15 protein-coding genes and 2 pseudogenes are annotated in these 16,862 nt (G+C 67.5%); 13 read left to right on the top strand and 4 right to left on the bottom strand.

Going from position 1 to position 16,862, the window contains the following annotated elements; genetic code table 11:
- The first annotated feature begins 85 nt into the window (after nt 1–85).
- Together E1294_RS30035 and E1294_RS56170 are read left to right on the top strand one after the other, a co-directional pair.
- Nucleotides 86–761 (top strand): annotated as a pseudogene (locus E1294_RS30035) (IS5 family transposase).
- Between the two features lie 219 nt (nt 762–980).
- The gene (locus E1294_RS56170; protein WP_246083369.1) at nt 981–1,526 is read left to right on the top strand and encodes a hypothetical protein; all 546 of its coding nucleotides are present in this window, start codon (nt 981–983) and stop codon (nt 1,524–1,526) included.
- Nucleotides 1,527–1,640: 114 nt separating this feature from the next.
- On the opposite strand, the gene E1294_RS30045 is transcribed toward E1294_RS56170, so the two are convergent.
- Nucleotides 1,641–2,366 (bottom strand): TetR/AcrR family transcriptional regulator C-terminal domain-containing protein, encoded by a 726-nt coding sequence (locus E1294_RS30045; RefSeq protein ID WP_132513943.1) that lies wholly within the window; start codon nt 2,364–2,366, stop codon nt 1,641–1,643.
- A gap of 89 nt (nt 2,367–2,455) precedes the next feature.
- Here E1294_RS30045 and E1294_RS30050 point away from each other — a divergent pair, with 89 nt between their 5' ends.
- The 3 genes from E1294_RS30050 to E1294_RS30065 all read left to right on the top strand — a co-directional run bounded on the left by E1294_RS30050 (nt 2,456) and on the right by E1294_RS30065 (nt 5,256).
- Complete coding sequence (locus tag E1294_RS30050; RefSeq protein ID WP_132513945.1) at nt 2,456–2,953, top strand: hypothetical protein; 498 nt, start codon at nt 2,456–2,458, stop codon at nt 2,951–2,953.
- A 727-nt stretch (nt 2,954–3,680) separates the two neighbouring features.
- Nucleotides 3,681–4,067 (top strand): hypothetical protein, encoded by a 387-nt coding sequence (locus E1294_RS30060; protein WP_165977548.1) that lies wholly within the window; start codon nt 3,681–3,683, stop codon nt 4,065–4,067.
- A gap of 211 nt (nt 4,068–4,278) precedes the next feature.
- A complete protein-coding gene (locus E1294_RS30065) occupies nt 4,279–5,256 on the top strand; it encodes an SDR family NAD(P)-dependent oxidoreductase (protein WP_132513949.1) in 978 nt (325 codons plus the stop codon).
- Between the two features lie 282 nt (nt 5,257–5,538).
- On the opposite strand, the gene E1294_RS30070 is transcribed toward E1294_RS30065, so the two are convergent.
- Nucleotides 5,539–8,805 carry an AfsR/SARP family transcriptional regulator gene (locus E1294_RS30070; protein WP_132513951.1) on the bottom strand — a complete coding sequence of 1,089 codons (3,267 nt, stop codon included), beginning with the start codon at nt 8,803–8,805 and terminating at the stop codon, nt 5,539–5,541.
- 147 nt (nt 8,806–8,952) lie between these two features.
- Between E1294_RS30070 and E1294_RS30075 the strand changes: the two genes are divergently transcribed.
- Together E1294_RS30075 and E1294_RS30080 are read left to right on the top strand one after the other, a co-directional pair.
- Complete coding sequence (locus tag E1294_RS30075) at nt 8,953–9,714, top strand: SDR family oxidoreductase (RefSeq protein ID WP_132513953.1); 762 nt, start codon at nt 8,953–8,955, stop codon at nt 9,712–9,714.
- A 156-nt stretch (nt 9,715–9,870) separates the two neighbouring features.
- Nucleotides 9,871–10,302, top strand: a complete 432-nt coding sequence (locus tag E1294_RS30080) for a nitroreductase family deazaflavin-dependent oxidoreductase (protein ID WP_132513955.1) — start codon at nt 9,871–9,873, stop codon at nt 10,300–10,302.
- Nucleotides 10,303–10,733: 431 nt separating this feature from the next.
- Here E1294_RS30080 and E1294_RS30085 read toward each other — a convergent pair whose 3' ends face one another.
- Nucleotides 10,734–11,462, bottom strand: coding sequence for a TetR family transcriptional regulator (locus E1294_RS30085; RefSeq protein WP_132513957.1), 729 nt, complete (start codon nt 11,460–11,462; stop codon nt 10,734–10,736).
- Nucleotides 11,463–11,508: 46 nt separating this feature from the next.
- Between E1294_RS30085 and E1294_RS30090 the strand changes: the two genes are divergently transcribed.
- Together E1294_RS30090 and E1294_RS30095 are read left to right on the top strand one after the other, a co-directional pair.
- On the top strand, nt 11,509–12,225 hold the full coding sequence (locus E1294_RS30090; protein ID WP_220448014.1) for an alpha/beta hydrolase: 717 nt from the start codon (nt 11,509–11,511) through the stop codon (nt 12,223–12,225).
- 232 nt (nt 12,226–12,457) lie between these two features.
- The gene (locus E1294_RS30095) at nt 12,458–13,336 is read left to right on the top strand and encodes a recombinase zinc ribbon domain-containing protein (protein ID WP_132513961.1); all 879 of its coding nucleotides are present in this window, start codon (nt 12,458–12,460) and stop codon (nt 13,334–13,336) included.
- Nucleotides 13,337–13,470: 134 nt separating this feature from the next.
- Here E1294_RS30095 and E1294_RS30100 read toward each other — a convergent pair whose 3' ends face one another.
- The gene (locus E1294_RS30100; protein WP_132513963.1) at nt 13,471–14,133 is read right to left on the bottom strand and encodes a TetR/AcrR family transcriptional regulator; all 663 of its coding nucleotides are present in this window, start codon (nt 14,131–14,133) and stop codon (nt 13,471–13,473) included.
- 139 nt (nt 14,134–14,272) lie between these two features.
- Between E1294_RS30100 and E1294_RS30105 the strand changes: the two genes are divergently transcribed.
- The 4 genes and pseudogenes from E1294_RS30105 to E1294_RS53075 form a co-directional block, all read left to right on the top strand.
- Nucleotides 14,273–15,793, top strand: coding sequence for a flavin-containing monooxygenase (locus E1294_RS30105; protein WP_132513965.1), 1,521 nt, complete (start codon nt 14,273–14,275; stop codon nt 15,791–15,793).
- 20 nt (nt 15,794–15,813) lie between these two features.
- The gene (locus E1294_RS30110; protein WP_132513967.1) at nt 15,814–16,176 is read left to right on the top strand and encodes a cupin domain-containing protein; all 363 of its coding nucleotides are present in this window, start codon (nt 15,814–15,816) and stop codon (nt 16,174–16,176) included.
- 193 nt (nt 16,177–16,369) lie between these two features.
- Nucleotides 16,370–16,567: pseudogene (locus E1294_RS30115) on the top strand (NADPH-dependent FMN reductase); the annotation flags it as partial.
- Nucleotides 16,568–16,676: 109 nt separating this feature from the next.
- On the top strand, nt 16,677–16,862 hold a 186-nt coding region (locus tag E1294_RS53075; RefSeq protein WP_220448015.1), incomplete at its 3' end, for a hypothetical protein.

Genomic DNA, 16,862 nt, shown 5'->3' on the forward strand with positions numbered 1-16,862 from the left:
ATCGCCATGTTGTGGCGATGCCCCGCCTGCCACGGTGACCCACGTGACCTCATCAACCTTGGTCGAGGACCATGACCAAGCTCTGCTGAATCGTCATGACTTGTCTGATGCGAAGTGGGAGCGGTTGTCCCCGCTGCTTCCGGTCAACCCCCGGCAGGGCGGCCGATGGGCCGATCACCGGTGGGTGATCAACGGGGTGTTCTTCCTGGTCCGGACGAACACCCCCTGGCGTGACCTGGCCCCGTGTTACGGGAACTGGAAGACGGTCTACAACCGGCATCGCCGTTGGTCGATGGACGGCACGTGGGAGAAGATCTTGGACGGGCTGCGGGCCGGGTGTGATGAGGTCGAAGGCGATGAGTGGACGGTGAGCGTGGATTCCACCGTGGTGAGGGCCCATCAGCACGCCGCCGGAATTCGGCATGCGCCACCGGCCGACATCCCGCCAAAGGGGGGAGGTCGTAGATCACGGAACGGGTAGGCAGCGTGAGGCGCTGGGTCGGTCCCGTGGTGGGTCATCCCGATCAAGAAGGATCAGCAGGCCAACCGGCTGAAGCGGGGCAGCGCGGGCGCACGGCCGCCCGGCTTCGACGCCGGGCGGTACACCGAGCAACACTGTCGAGCGGTGTATCGGCAAACTCAAGAGCCACCGTGCCGTGGCTCTGCGTGCCGACAAGCGCCAGCTTGTCTACCAGGGCACGATCGACGTCGCATCGATCAGGATCTGGCTCCGCACCCCGAAGCCAGGGGGCACGCCTTAGCTCTTAAGGCATGCCCCCTGAATCATGGCTTCGGCCCGCCGGATAGACATGATCGTCGGAGGCGTGCCACATTGGTGGCGAAAATCTACACAAGCTTGTCAGCGCCTGGTCGGTCGGTGGAGTGCGCTGGCGTGCTCGCTCGGTCGCGAGCACGACCAGTCACGCCTTCACGCGGGATCACGGTCGTGTACGCGCCGAGCCGTACACGAAAGGGCCATCATGTCCACCGACCAGTTCGGGCTCGCCGAAGGCGATTACATCCCCGATCCCGATCGCGACACGACGCTGCTTATTGACGCGTTCTACGATCACCTCGTCGCGACCCTGCTCGAGTACGCACTTCCCAGCGATCTCACGACCGCCATGCGGGCACGTCAGGGCGGACTCGAGGCCGCGAATCAGCACCTGATCGTCGATAAGCCGCCGAGACAGATCATTGCCAGCCAGGGTACGGAGACGCCTCATGCCGAATCCTTACGCAAAACCCAGGCGGCACCTTCTTATCCATCATGTTCCGGCCTGCGACAGAATGCCGATGGCGGCACGGGGTTGGGATCATCGGCCGAGTCGGCCGGGGCGGGGAGAGGGCACTTCAGGGAGCGGGCGCCATGGCTTCGAGTCCATAGTCGGAAGACGTGCGGCCCGGCCGTGTGGTTCCAGCTTCCTGGATCGCCGGGTTCAAGCGCGTTTGGAGCCCGCAGAAGCGATCTTGATTGGCATTGGGGTGTTTCCATCTTGAAATCGCAGATCGAGGACCTGGTGTGAGGTCGGCTGAGGGCGCTCTTCCTGGTGACAGCCGGGTTCCAGCCGGGTGATCGTTTGTCGGGAGGATCGCAACCGAGGATCGCGTCGGCGCGGCGACACCGACTCTCAACTCGATCAGTGATCTCGCGACGGTAAGGGTTCACAAACACCTTCTTCAGCGCCATGAGCATAGTTACGGCGTCGACGCTCCACAGGGGGCAGGCGTGACTCCAACCCGGCAAGGAGAGTCTGGAGTCCGAACTCGAAAGTGTCGCCGGACGGCCGAGCGGTGTCGGAGTCGATGCGGGCCCGCAGCCGGGGGAAGGCCTGGGCGATCTCGAACACTTCGGCGGTGACCTCGCGAAGCTCCTTGTCGCTGTCGGCGCCGCTCCGTCGTAGCTGCGCCTGCCACGCCGCTTGCGCCGCCTCGCCCTGCGCGGCGCCGATCACGAACATGAGGACGGTCGCAGCCGCCTGATCGGCCTCGGCTTCGGTGAACCCCGCCGATTCGTATACCCCCAGCGACTGCTCATCGAAGTGAGCCTTGTTGGGTCCGTAGATGAGATGCGTGCTCATCGCCGGGATCAACCAGTAGTGCCGGACAACCATCGCATACGCTCCCCTCGCCAGCGACGCGGCAGCTTCCCGCCACCCAGCCCCGGCCGGATCGGGCATCGGGATCTCGCCGAACACGTGGTCGGCGGCGAGGACGACGAGCTTCTCCTTGCTCTTCACGTGGTAGTACATCGCCGATGCGGCCGACCCGAGATGTGTGCCCAAACGGCGTATGTTCAGCCCGTTCACTCCCTCGGTATCGAGTACCTCGACGGCGGCCCGGACGATCTGCTCCTTGGTCAGCATGCCGCTCACCCTAGCCCGCTTTGAACTTAGATCAAATCGACGCTACGGTGTCGAACTAAGTTCAAATCCGTGCGTAAGGAGATCCTCTCGTGTTTATCGTTGTCGCCCTTCAATTCCTGACGGCCCTGACGTACCTGATCGTTCCGCTTGTCGGCCACCGGTACGGCACCGCCGCCCAGCAAGCAGCCGAAACCGAGATCCGGCGCCAGGGCCACGCCCCCGCCCTCCTGGTCAAGCACGGCCTCGACTTCACCGCCAGCACCGCCGGCGTGGTGGTCTCGGTGCTGATCGCCGCGGGCCTGGCGGCGCTTGCCGTGCTGAACCTCGGCGACCAGCCACTGTTCACCTGGATCCTGCAACCCATCCTGCTGATCGCCGGCGGCTTCGTCACCACCACTCAGGTTTTCGTCGACCGGTACGTGGAGAGCGCCCTCCGCAAGTCCGACACCACAACCATCGACACCAAGGCACTGATGGGGGCAGCCAAGGAGATCTTCCCCGGCTGGTTCCGGCCCCTTGTCATGACCCGCTTTCTCCTTACGACGGCGGGCTCGCTAGCCATCCTCGTCTCGCTGGCGGTTTCCTGACCCGGCAATTGAGGTCTTTGCGGTGGTCGTAGATCGCCATCCAGGATGAGAAACAGGCACTTAACTTGTTCCTAAACCAAAATCTTGGGCGTATGCCGTGGTCATGGCCAATGGTGATGTATCCGCGCAAAGCGCAGCAGGAGTTCCCGCCGAGAGATCTACCTCGAACGCATCCGCAGCGACCGCGTCCTCCACGAGGCCCTTATCGTCGGCCCCGACCCCCTCCACCTCACCCTGGTCTTCAACCTCTCCCACAGCACCGCCAGCAGATACGCCGCCCTCGCCCAGAAGCTGTTGGACACCGAGTTCGATCAGGCATACCCCGGTTGACCCCGCGGCTATTCTCAAGAACACGCGCTGTTTCCTGACCTCAGCCTCAGAAAAGCCGCGAGTTCCCGCTGAAGAACCTTCAGCCAGCCCGAACCCACGGCCGACCTGCCGTTAAGGAAGCTGTCACCAGGTACACCCGAGCGGAGTTGACCCAGGTGGCAGGGCAATCGCGCGCCGTGAAATAGCTCTTCAGGCAGTCGTCCCAGGGGATCAGCCAGTAACGGCCCACCTGCTGCCACTCGACCTGCGGCACAGGCCAGGCCGGGTCGGATGTGGCCAGCTGCATGACCCGCTGCCGCGTCATCGACTCGCATAGCCGAGCGCGACGGCACGGCGGCGATCTCGGTCACTGTCACCAGCTCACCCGGCTTCGCGAGCGTCGCCTATGTTCATGCGGATGAGCGACATCAGCGGCCCCCCGATCGCCCGAGCGGACGTGGTGCGCGACGTTCACCACGGCATCACGCTCGACGATGCCTACCGGTGGATGGAGGCGGACGGCGAGGAGTTCCACCGCTGGCTCGACGGCCAGGCCAGCCATGCCCGCGAGCAGCTGGACACCCTGCCCCGCCGGGAGGAGCTGCTGACCCGGATCCGCGAGCGTGGCGGCGCGCTCCCGCAGTACTCGGACGTCACGCTGGCGGGCGACAGGATCTTCTACCTGGCGCGCGAACCGGGCGCCAGCCGGTGCCGGATTCTTGCGCACATCACCGGGAAATTTCCCGCTGATGGGATCTCTGCGGAAGGGGCGCCTGGCCTGGTCGAACGGTCAGGACTGGAGTAAAGGGAGGAGCCTGCCACGTGTGGCCATCAGCCCAACGCGCAGACCTCGACGGCCGGCAGTCGATGGTTGCCCGAGCCGGCCAGGCGGCCGGGGGAGCCGCCGGCGTGTGGCCGGTGCCGGGCGACGACGAGGCGGGTGTTGTGAGGTGGACCAGGCGTTGATGGCCGCCCCGGTACGTGCGAGGGTGGTCAGCGACGGAGGGGGTTGAGCGATGAGATCGTTCACGGGAAAGATGGCCGTCGTCACCGGAGGCGGCGCCGGGATGGGACGTGAACTGGTCGTTCAGTTGGCCGCCGAAGGCTGTTCGGTCGCCGCGTGCGACGTCGACGAGGCCGGGCTGGCCGTCACCGCCGAGCGAGCCGCCAAAGCCGCACCCGGCGGCGGCGATGTGCGGGTCACCACCCACCACTGCGACGTGTCGGACGAGGCTCAGGTGACGAGGTTCCGCGACGAGGTGGTCGAGCGGCACCGGACCGGCCACATCAACCTGCTGTTCAACAACGCCGGCATCGGCGGCGGCAGCAGCTTCGTCACCAGCCCGCGAGCCGAGTGGGAGCGTACGTTCGGCGTCTGCTGGGGCGGGGTGTACAACTGCACGCGTGCGTTCATGCCGCTCCTGATCGCCAGTGATGAGGGGTGCCTGGTCAACACCAGCAGTGTCAACGGGTTCTGGGCGGCCGGCCCCGGTCTGCCGATGAGCGCGTACAGTGCCGCCAAGTTCGCCGTGAAGGGCTTCTCCGAGGCGATGCTGACGGACCTGCGGATCAACGCGCCGCACGTACGGGTCGCGCTGGTGATGCCGGGGCACGTCGGCACGGAGATCGTGATCAACTCCCGCCGGATCCACGGCCACTCCGAGCCTGACGACATAACCGCCGAGGAGCTCGCGGACGCCCGCGTGCTCGCCGCCGCCGTCGCGAGCGTTCCCGCCGACCGGTTGAGTGATGAGGAGGTTCGGGCTGCGGTCAAGAGCATGGGTGAGTGGTTTCGCGACAACGCGCCGCTGTCGGCCGCCGACGCCGCGACCGTCATCCTTGATGGCGTACGCGCTGGCACGTGGCGCATCCTGGTCGGTGATGACGCCCGCGCGCTCGACGCGGCGATGCGTGCCGACCCGCTGGACCTGTACCGGCCCGACAGCCCGACCCTGGCGGCCGTGTTTCCCGACATGCGCCGTCGCGAGGAGTGACTCGGATTCGGCAAGCCGGTCACCCGGTGGTGCCGGAGATTCCGCCCGCGCGGGAACGGCACCGGCTCGGCTATGTCGATCACACCTGCTTGCGTGCCGGGGCCTGTTGCCGGACGCGAGCATACGCCAAAAAGTGGGGCGTCGCCGCTGGTCGCCCTTCGGTACGCATCCTTCGAGGTCACCCCACGCCGCGACCTCGAAGGCAGCCCGACGGAGCGCTGCTTGCTCACGTCCAGCCGACCATGCGCCAAGGCCGCGGGCACGTGCCCCGAGTGTACCCCGTTACGCGTCGAGCAGTTCCCCGTCGTCCGGATTCAGGACGGTGCCCAGTTCGAACTCGGCTTCAAAGCCCGCTTCTCCGAGTGCCGCGCGTAGCGCCGCGGAGATCCGATCCACGTCACCGCGTTCGGCCGCCGGCAGCGGCGCGTCCACCGAGGCGCGGGCCGCGGACGCCGCACCGAGCAGGCGCGTGGCCCGTACGGACTGACCGGCGAGGGCCCGCGCCCCGGCCAGCCCCTCCAAGGCCAGGGCGATCGCCCGAGGGTCGCCGGTGTCCCGGGCCGCGACCAACCCTTCCCGATGCAGCACCAGTGCCGTCTTCGCGTCCCCGCGCAGCTCAGCGACGAAGCCGAGTTCGGCCAGGATCAGCGCCGTCCCGTACTCCGCGTCGAACTGCCGGTTCCATTCCAGCCAGCGGCGCAGGTACGATTCCGCCCGGTCGAGTCGGCCCTGCCGGCGCGCCCCCAGGGCGAGCCCGAGCTCGGCGAACTCCTCGGCCGGTTGGTCTCCCTGCTCGATGGCGAGGCGCCTGGCCCGCTCGTGGAACTCCTCGGCCCCGGCGTGGTCGCCGGTCAACAGGGTGATCCTGCCGAGCTCGGACCAGCGCATCGAGGCGTCGGTCCACAGCCCTAGCTCCTCGGCCATCCGCGCCCCCTCCCGGTGCAGGCGGGCGGCCTGCGGATAGTCACCCTCGATCTCCGCCAGCCGGCCCAGCACGGCCGTGGCCTGCAGTTGCCCCCACCGGTCACCGGCCTCGTGGAAGAGCTCGAGACTCTCCTCGCCGTCGCGCCGGGAAACCTTCAGCTCGCCGCACACGTACGTCTGCATGCCCCGGGTGCTGAGTCCCGCGGCGAGGCCCCAGCGATCGCCGAGCGCACGGGACTCGATGAGCATCCGGTTCAGCAGTTCCGTGCCCACCGCGAAGTCGCCGAACCTGGTGACCGCGTAAGCGAGCAGCCAGCCCGCCCTTACCCGCTCATGGGGATCGCGGATGCCCTCGTACACCTCCAGGACGGCCTGGCTGTGGCGTGCCGGTCCGTCCGGGGCGCCGGACAGCAGGCTCATCCCGGTGTGCCAGGCTACGGTGCCTGACCGGTCCGGTGCCCGGCCGGCCGCAAGGTCCGCCTCACCCTCACCGCATCCGGAGGAATCCTCGGGCAGGGCGAGGGCCATGGCGAGGTAGCGCTTGGCCTCGCTGAGACGACCGCGCAGGAACCAGTACCAGGCCATCGCGTGGACAACCCGGCGCACCAGGCGACCGTCGCCGTCCGCGGCGGCGCTGTCGAGAGTGCTGCGGATATTGGCGGTCTCGGCGTCCAGAAGCCGCAGCCAGCGCTGCTGATCGGCGCCGCGCAGCAAGGGATCCGCCCGCTCGGTGAACGCCGCGTAGTAGTACGCGTGAGCGCGCCGTACCCGCGTGTACTCGGTTTCCCGAAGCCGCTCCACGAGGTACGCCGACACCGACTCGAGCAGCCGGTACCGGGTGCCGTCCGCCTCGTGGGCGACCAGTACGAGGGAACGGTCGACCAGACGGGTCAGCAGGTCCAGGACTTCGGCGGGCTTCACGCCGGCCCCGGCGCAGACTGCCTCGGCGGCCTCCAGGGTGCAGCCGTCGGAGTGGACGGCGAGCCGGCGCAGCACTGCCTGCTCGGCTGCGGTGAGCAGTTCCCAGCTCCAGTCGATCATCGCGCGCAAGGTCTGCTGTCGTGCCGGGGCGCCCCGATGACCGCCGGTGAGCAGCCGGAACCGATCGTCCAGACGCTTGGCCAGCTCACGCACCCCGAGGACCCGGACCCGGGTCGACGCCAGCTCCAGGGCCAGCGGGATGCCGTCGAGCCGGCGGCAGATGGAGGCGATCGCACGGGCGTTGTCGTCGGTGAGGGCGAAGCCGGGCGAGGCCGCCGCAGCGCGGTCGAGGAACAACCGCACCGCGCTCGACGCGCGCAGTTCCGCCTGATCATCCGAGTCCCCGGGTAGATCAAGCAGGGGCACCGGCCAGACCTGCTCGCCCGAGATGCTCAGCGGTTCCTGGCTGGTGGCGAGGATCCGTACGCCCGGGGCGTCGCGCAGCAGCGCCTGAGCCAGGCCGGCGGCGGCCTCGATGACGTGCTCGCAGTTGTCGAGGACCAGCAGCAGGCGTTGGGTGCGGAGCGCTTCGGACAGACGGTCGAGCAGCGTGCGCGGCAACGGGCCGGAGCGGCCGGCGTCATCCCGGACTCCCAGCGTCGCGGCCACGACCTCGGCCAGTTCATCACTCGTGGTGGTGGCGCCGGACTCGGTGGAGAAGGCATGGGCGGCCAGCTCCACCAGCCAGACACCGTCCGGGTGGGAACCGGTCAGGCCGGACGCCACCTCTACCGCCAGGCGCGTCTTGCCGACGCCGCCGGGCCCGGTCAACGTCACCAGGCGGCCGGCCGCGATCAGGGCGTGGACCTCTGGCACGGAGTCCGATCGCCCGACCAGGGTGGTGGCCGGGACAGGCAGGTTGGTGTGCCGGCGCGGCGCGGACATTGGTGCAGGGACGGCCCGCAGGGTCGGGTCCTGCCGCAGGATCTCCTGTTGCAGGGCGGCCAGTTCAGGACCCGGCTCAAGGCCCAGTTCCTCCTCCAGGCTGCGGCGTAGATCCTGATAACTGTCCAGGGCCTCGCTCGCCCGGCCCGCGCCGTACAAGGCTCGCATATGGGCCGCGCGCAGCCGCTCCCGGAGCGGGTGGCGGCCGGTCAGGTCGCCGAGTTCCCCGGCAAGAAGACCGTGTTCGCCCAGTTCCAGGCGGGCCTCGGCCTGTTCCTCCAGGGCCAGCAGGCGCTGTTCCTCCAAGCGCGTGATAGCCGGGCGCGCGAACTCCTCGTCGACGAAGTCGGCGAATGCGGGGCCGCGCCACAACGCCAGCGCCTCGGTGAGCAGTTCGGCGCGCTCGCGGGGATCTGTGGCGGTACGGGCCCGTGTGGTGAGTGCGGTGAACCGACCTGCGTCCATGGCGTCGTCCGCCACGTCGAGGACGTAGCCGAGGGCCCGGTGCGCCAGCAGGCCCTGGCCCCCGGCACGGGCAAGCACCCGCCGCAGCCGCGACACCAAGGTCTGCAAGGCACCCGTGGGGTTCGCCGGCGGCGCCTCGCCCCACACTTCGTCCACGAGCCGATCAGCGGAGACCACCTGCCCCGGAGCCGTCAGCAGAGCAGCGAGCAGTGAGCGCACCTTCGATTCAGGCACCACCACGACTTCACCGTCCGCCGACCAGACGGCCAGAGGACCCAACACCCCGAAACGCATGAACTCACCGTACGGCCACGCGGTCATCCTCCGGCGTGTCAGCGCACCGCAAGCAGACCGACAGAAAACCGCGAGCCCAGGCCCGCATCCTCTGCGTGCCGGTCGAAACCGGCGCACCTCGCACACTGACTGAGCTGGAGATCAAGGATGAGCAAGTTCGCAGGCAAGAAGGCCGTCGTCACGGGCGGTACCCACGGAATGGGCCTGGCCATCGTCGAAGCGCTCTTGGCCGGCGGGGCCAAGGTCGTCCTCACGGGCCGCAACGAGACGAAGATCGAGAAGGCGCGTACCGAGCTGAAGCCGTACCCCGCGCACGTCGTACGCTCCGACGCGGCGAGCATGGCCGACATCCGAGCCCTCGCCGACACCGTGCGGGACAGGCTCGGCCGGATCGACTACCTGTTCGTCAACCACGGCATCGCCGAGGTTCAGACGCTTGAGGAGGTCACCGAGGACTCCTGGGACCGGCACTTCGCCGTGAACGCCAAGGGCGCCTTCTTCACGGTGCAGAGCCTGTCGCCGCTGATCAACGACGGCGGGGCGATCGTCTTCACCACCGTCGCCAACGATCTGATCTTCCCCGGCCTGAGCGCCTACTCCGGCTCCAAAGAGGCGGTGCGCGCGATCTCCCACGTCCTCGCGGCCGAGTTCCTGCCTCGCAAGATCCGCGTCAACTCCGTTGCCCCCGGCTACATCAAGACCCCGACCATGGGCGTCGCCGGGCTGACCGAGGAAGAACGCCGAGAGTTCGAGCGGCAGGGCAGCGAGACCACTCCGCTCAAGCGCAACGGCACCGTCGAGGAGGTCGCCGCGGCCGCGCTCTTCCTGGCCGCCGACGCGACCTTCACCACCAACGTCGAGTTCCCCGTCGACGGCGGGTTCGCCCAGGGCCTCAGCAGCGCGCACTGAGGCAGGTCCCGCCTGTGCAACGAAAGGCACTCAGATGACTTCTCGACCCTCCACCGTTCAGCGGCGCCCGGCCCACCGCTTCGTACCCAAGGCATCAGGGCGTGAGCTCGCGGTCGATGCGGGGTTCGCCCAGGGCATCACGGCGGGAGACCAGTGATGTGGGACGACGCCGCTGACAGCCCCGACCGCTCGGTCGCCGAACATGTCCGTCGCTACCTGGCCACGGACGGCCGTGACGGTTACCTGGAAGGAGGCATGACCAACCTCGTCCTCACCGTCAAGGGCAGGAAGTCGGGCCGGTGGCTGCGCACGGGGCTGTTCTTCGGGGAGGACGACGGCCGCTACGTCCTGGTCGCGTCCGGCTCGGCCGTGACGCACACGCATCCCGCGTGGTATCTCAACGTGGTGGCCAACCCGGAGGTCGGCGTGCAGATCCTCGGCGAGCGCTTCTCCGCCTGCGCGCGTACCGCTGAAGGGCCGGAACGGGAGCGGCTCTGGCGCATGATGACCGAGCTCGCGCCGGTCTACCAGACCTACGAGGCCAGGAGCCGCAGGCAGATCCCCGTGGTCGTCCTGGAGCACATCTGACCAAGGCCGGCGGATCTCGGATCCACCCAGCATCGGCCCGTCCGCGACATGGAGCCACGGACCAAGAGCCCCCGGTCGGGTTCGCTCCTTCGAGTTGGCGGCGTGGGCATAGCGGCGCACGGTCTTGCGATCCAGGCCGAGTGCCTCGCGGTCAGGGTATCGGCGGTCCGGTCGGGCAGCACATCCACCCGTTCGCCCGTCTCCATGTTCAGGAGACCATGGCGTACACATGCCCCTTGCGGGTCGCGAAGTCGTCCACGCCCAGCACGCGTGGCGCCCTGCTCCGCGGCTTCTGGGGGGACGGCGGCGCAGCAGGGTGCTGGGGGAGCGGGTCAGCCCGAGTCACCCGAGACGAGCCCGGGGGCCGTGCGTAGAACTGCGGGCGGGCTTCCAGGACAGATCACCTTGTTTCGAAATCAAAATTTCTAAATCTAGTTTTTGAGACAGCGATAGATCGTCGCGCGGGAGACGTCGAAGCCGCGGGCGATCTCCTCGACGCCATGCCCTGACGCGTACATGCGCCGGGCCTGGGCTGCTTGCTCCTCAGTGAGGGCGGCAGGGCGGCCGCCGCTCCGTCCGCGCGCTCGCCCGCGGGTGGGAGGCGGGAGTGCCCTGGATCCGAGGAGGGCCCTGGCTCCGGCAAGGATAAGCTGCTTGAGCTGGTCGGTGGGCACGTCGCGGAAGAGCACGACAGGGTCCGCCAGGCCGGCCACCACCTGCGAGGCGCGCACACGATGTTCGAGGCCGTGCTCCGGGCCGGCGACCAGGTCGTTCGCCAGCGCGATCGCAGCACGGAACCGATCCGCCACCGGCGCTTGGACCAGCAGCGTCATGTCCTTCACCAGCATGGTGAGCGTCTCCTGGTGGCGTAGGTGGACGTCGACGTAGCCTTCGATCGCCCGCCAGCGCACGGCCTCCGGATCGCCGTGAGACTCCGCCTCGGAGAGCGCGCCTTCGAGCTCGTCCAGCAGGGGAAGGGTAAGGCGGTGCAGGATCTCGTCCTTGGAGGCGAAGTGGTAATAGAGGGCAGCCTTGGTGATGCCCACCCGATCCGCGATGGCCTGCATGGACGTGGCGCGGTAGCCGCCGGTGGCGAACAGCGTGCGAGCGGCCGCGAGGATCCGCTGGGGGGTCGCCTCGGCGGAGTCGGTAGCGCTCATAACACTCCTCTAGGACTTACCTTTGGTCAGGGCATCGGCTACCCTGGTGTTCGACTATCGCAATTTTGGCGAGAGCGACGGTGAGCCTCGGCAGCTCGTCGACATTGACGGCCAGCAGGACGACCTACGCGCCGCTGTCGCCTTCGCCCGCGGCCATGAGCACGTCGACCCCGGTCAGGTGATGATCTGGGGCAATTCACTCGGTGGAGGCCACGCCGTGTCCGTGGCGGCCGACGATCCCGCGATCGTCGCGGCGGTTGCGCAGATCCCGTTCAACGGGTTCCCCAAAAGAGTCGAGGGCCGCTCCGTGGGGCAGACCCTCCGCCTCCAGGCCGCCATCCTCTGGGACGCCGTACGCGGCAAGCTCGGCCTGTCGCCCTACTACATCCCCATGGTGGGAAAGCCGGGCGAGCTCGCCGTCACCGTCACCGCAGAAGCGGACCAGCACATCAGGACCCTCACCGGCGAGCACGGCACCGCCCTCTGGCGCAACAGCGTGGCTCCCAGGGCGTTCCTCGACATGGCGCGCTACCGGCCAGGCGATGCTGCCGAGCGGCTGAGCATGCCGCTTCTCGTCTGCATAGCAGCCGATGACCGGGAGACGCCGCAAGAAACGACACGAGCACTCGCCGATCGCGCGCCGCGCGGTGAGCTGCGGATCTACCCTGGCACTCATTTCAGCTTCTATAACGACCCCGAGAACAGGGAGCACGTGCTCACCGACCAAATTGCCTTCCTTCGACGCCACCTTCCCGCGAGTTGACATCCGCCGTCCGCGAAGGCGCGCGCGCCGGATCGCCAACGGTTGCCGACCCCGACTGAAGCTGATCCGGATGATCCTGCTCGCGCGGGCTGCCTCAACCTGCTCCTGCCGCCCTGCCCGCACGACTGACGGCGGATCGTGAGGTTTCCGGCTCGCGGCGCGTAGCCATCGGCAGGCGCTACTTACCTCATACGTCACAATTGCGGACAACCGTTTTCTTGGAGTGCCATGTTTGTACGGGCGTCAGGCGGAGCAGTCGGTCATCGGCGAGTTGCTGGAGGGCCGGTGCGGCGCTCTGGTGGTGCGCGGCGAGGCGGGCATCGGCAAGTCGGCCCTTCTGGAGTGCGCCGCGGCGAACGGGCGGGTGCGGGTGCTGCGGGTGTCGGGGGTCGAGTCCGCGCAGCGGCTGGAGGACAACAAACGCTACGCCTCCCGCAACAGCAAGATTCCATCCCTGCTCCAGAGCCTGGCCGCCTGCACGAGGTGCGGATACGGCTACTACCGGACCTCGACACGGACGGCCACGCGGAAGATCTGCTGCTACCGGTGCCTGGGCTCGGACGACTACCGTTACGAAGGCGGGCGGGTCTGCGCCAATAAACCCGTCCACGCCGATTACCTCGACACCGTGGTCTGGGGCCACGTCACCGGCCTGCTCGCCGATCCCTGCCTCATCCGCACCGAGATCGACACACGGCTCATCCAGGACCGCACCAGTGACCCCGCCCGCCAGCAGCGGGAACAGTTCGCCATCACGGCGATCTCCCGGATGATCGAAGCGTTCTCCGAACAGCTGATCACCATCGACGAGCTGCGCTCCAAGATGCCCGACGTGCGGGCCCGCGAGGCCAACCTGCACGGCCAGTTCGACGCCCTCGACAGCCGGCTTTACCGACCGCGACGTCTACCTCAAGCTCGCCGACGACTTCGAAGGCTTCCTCACCCGGCTCCGCACCAGCGCCGACGTCTCCGAACGCCAGCGTGTCCTGCGGCTGCTCGTCAAGGACGTCCTCATCGGACCGGAGAAGATCACCATCCGCCACCGCATCCCGGTCCGGGAACGCACCGCTGGCAACAACCGAGAACAAGACCCCAACGACACGGAGGGTGATATGCGCCCAAGTTATCCATTGCGTTGAGGGCGTGGCGATTCCGCCCTGGGGAGCGCCGGTGAGGCTGTCCTTGAACAGGCCGTGGTGCATCACACCGGCCTTCAAGGACGCCTTCACCAGCGTCAGCGCGCATTCAGGCAGCCGAGGTGGGCCGGGCGGTCTGGTAGATGGTGGTGAGCCAGGTGTGGAGCAGGATCTCCACGACGTCGGACGCCGGCACCGCGGGCTCGTCGCCGGTCAAGGTCGCATAGAGCACCGAGTCGTTCATGGCGTTCAGCGCGATGGCGAGATCGCGGGCTCGCGGTCCGGGCGGTGCGGTGCCGCGGGCACGTTCGGCCTCAATGGCCAACGTGGTCCTGGTGATCCATATCTCCTTCATATCGGACCGCCAGCGACGGACCTCCGCGCTGGTGCGCCCGGCCTCGACGGCGGCGGCCAGCACCGAGCGGTGCGTGGCGAAGGTCGTGTGGGTCGCGGCGAGGCACTCACGCCAGTAGCGCACCGGGTCTTCGCGGAGCCGGTCGAACGTTCCTGTCACGGCCGCGCCGATCTCTTCGGTCACGCGGTCGAGCAGAGTGAGCAGTACCGCGTCCTTGGATCGGAAATAGAAGTAGAAGGTGGGGCGCGAGATCCCAGCGCCGCGTGCCAGGTCGTCGATCGAGATTTCGCTCAGCGCCCGCTCCTGGAGCAGCTTCGCCGCTGTGGTGAGGATGTCCAGTTCCCGATCGTCGCCTGTGGGCCGGGAAGCACGGCGGCCACGGCTCGAACGTGGTGTGGCAGTGCCGTCATAGGTCATGCAATCCAGCCTATAGAGGCAGAGCAGCGGGATCAACGCGACGTCGACTGGATCGACATACTGTTGACTCTATCGACATAGTGTCGATAGAGTCGAGGCTGTACACGGGCTGTGGCGGCTGGAGTACGAAGGGATGGCCATGAGGCTCGAACACGTTGACGTCCTGATTGTGGGGGCGGGTTTGTCTGGCATTGGCGCTGCCTGTCATCTGCGCCGGGAATGCGCGGGCAAGACGTACGCCATCCTTGAAGCCCGCGGAGCGATCGGCGGCACGTGGGACCTGTTCCGTTACCCCGGCGTCCGCTCCGACTCCGACATGTTTACCCTGGGCTACCGATTCAACCCCTGGCCCGAGGCCAGGTCGATCGCCGACGGCAGGTCGATCCGCGAGTACGTGCGGCGCACCGCGCGAGAGCACGGCATCGCCGACAAGATCCGGTTCCACCACCGCGTCATCAGCGCGGAATGGTCCACTGCCGACGCACGCTGGACCGTTCGGGCAAAGCGCATTGACACCGGCGAGACCATGCTGCTCACCTGCGGTTTCCTCTTCGTCAATACCGGCTACTACCGCTATGACCAGGGCTACGCCCCCGAGTTCCCGGGTGCAGACCGTTTCACGGGCCCCATCGTGCATCCCCAGCACTGGCCACGGGATCTGGACTACGCTGGCAAGCGCGTCGTGGTCATCGGCAGCGGCGCCACGGCTGTGACGCTCGTTCCGGCGATGGCGCAGGCGGCCGAGCACGTCACGATGGTGCAGCGCTCACCGAGCTATGTCCTGTCACTGCCATCCGCCGACCCCGTCGCCGGCGTGCTGCTCCGCGTGCTCCCTGCGAAAGCCGCCTATCCGGTCGTACGGTGGAAGAACGTCCTGATGGGCCTGCTGTTCTACCAGCTGAGCAGGCGGCGGCCAGAATGGGTGAAGCGCTTCCTGCGCAACGGCGTGCACCGGCGATTGCCGCCGGACCACGACGTCGACGTCCACTTCAAGCCACGCTACGACCCCTGGGACCAGCGGCCGTGCATCGTGCCGGACGCTGATCTGTTCCATGCCGTACGCGACGGAAAAGCGTCGATCGTGACCGATGGGATCGACACATTCACCGAGGACGGGGTCCGGCTCGTGTCCGGAAGGGAACTGGCGGCCGACGTTATCGTCACCGCCACCGGTCTGAACGTGATGGCCATCGGTGGGATGGCGCTGAGCGTCGATGGTGTAACTGTCGAGATCGGAAGGACGACGGCCTACAAGGGCATGATGCTCTCCGGCGTGCCGAACTTTGCGTTCACCATCGGCTACACGAACGCGTCTTGGACGCTGAAGGCGGATCTGGTTTCCGGTTATACCTGCCGGCTGATCAATCACATGGAGCGACAGGGCTATCGGTTCTGCGTGCCGACCGGGCCCGCGCCGTCGGCTGGCCCGCTCATCGGGCTCAAGTCCGGATATGTCATGCGCAGTATCGAGGCGTTGCCTAAGCAGGGGGCGTCGGCACCTTGGCGGTTGCATCAGAACTACCTGCGAGACGTACTGCTGATGCGCCACGGCCGTCTGGAAGACGGCACCATGCGATTCGCCCGGTCGGCGCTCGCCGCTTGGAAGAGCCCTGCTGAAACACACCTTGACGCCGCGACAGAACAGGAGAGCAAGAAATGACCTTGCAGTTTCCCGCGGTCGTGAACGACGGCGACGGTGGCAGCAGGTTGACCACCGTAGCGCTCGAACAACATGAAACGGACCTGGGGCCCGGCGTGGCGCCCATGTTGTCCACGACCCCATCCGAGGTGGTGTCGATACAGTTCATCGACCTTCTCGCCGGCATTACCATCCCCGCGCACCCGGCGCCGGCCCGCCAGTTCGTTGTCGTACTCCGTGGGACCATCGAGGCTGAAGACACCGCCGGGGAAACCCGGCGGCTCGGACCCGGAGACGTCGCCTTCGCCGCGGACATCAAGGGAGGCCACATCACCCGCATCGTCCAGCACCCGGCACGTCTGATGTTCGTCGTGCTGCCCGACGGCGCACCCGGCCCGGCCTGACAGCGCTGATGAAGGCTTGGTCACCAGGGAGTGGCTGAGCTCCGAACCCTGTAGGACCCGTCGGAGAAGGTCGCTCGCAGTAGGTCTCCAACACCAGCCAGGACCGTTCCTGGCCTCCAGCAGTTCGCGGCGCAGGGTGCCGATGACCCGCTCGCAGATGGCGTCCCTCTTCGGCGTCCGCGGCATGATGGTGATGTCCCGTAGCCCTTGGGTTGTGAAGACCTCTGTGAAGGCGGGCGAGCTTCCCCACACCAGGAAATGGGCCGACAAGATCTCTTCCTTCGATGCCTACGTGTTCGTCACGCCCGAGTACAACCACTCGACCTCCGGTGCATTGAAGAATGCCATCGACTTCCTCTACGCCGAATGGCACAACAAGGCGGCCGGGTTCGTCGGCTACCCTTCCGCGTCAGAGTTCATGAACCAGTTCCGGTCCGAAACACCTATCAGCCGGCGGCTGGTCGACCCGGCAGGCGGCAGCCACGCTGGGGCTGGATCACGTGCGGGTGCTGCGCTGGCAGGCCCGCGCCGTGCTCGGCCGCCTGGACGACGCCAAGTTCGGCCCCGAGATCGCGCTGCACGCGCTGCTGCCGTGGGAGCGCGAGGCGATCGTCAAGATCGCCGAGGAGTGGCTGGAGATCGACCGCTCGCACCGCAAACTGGCCCACCGCGGCTCGCGGCTGGAG

Source organism: Nonomuraea diastatica, from assembly GCF_004349015.1.
GTDB lineage: Bacteria > Actinomycetota > Actinomycetes > Streptosporangiales > Streptosporangiaceae > Nonomuraea > Nonomuraea diastatica.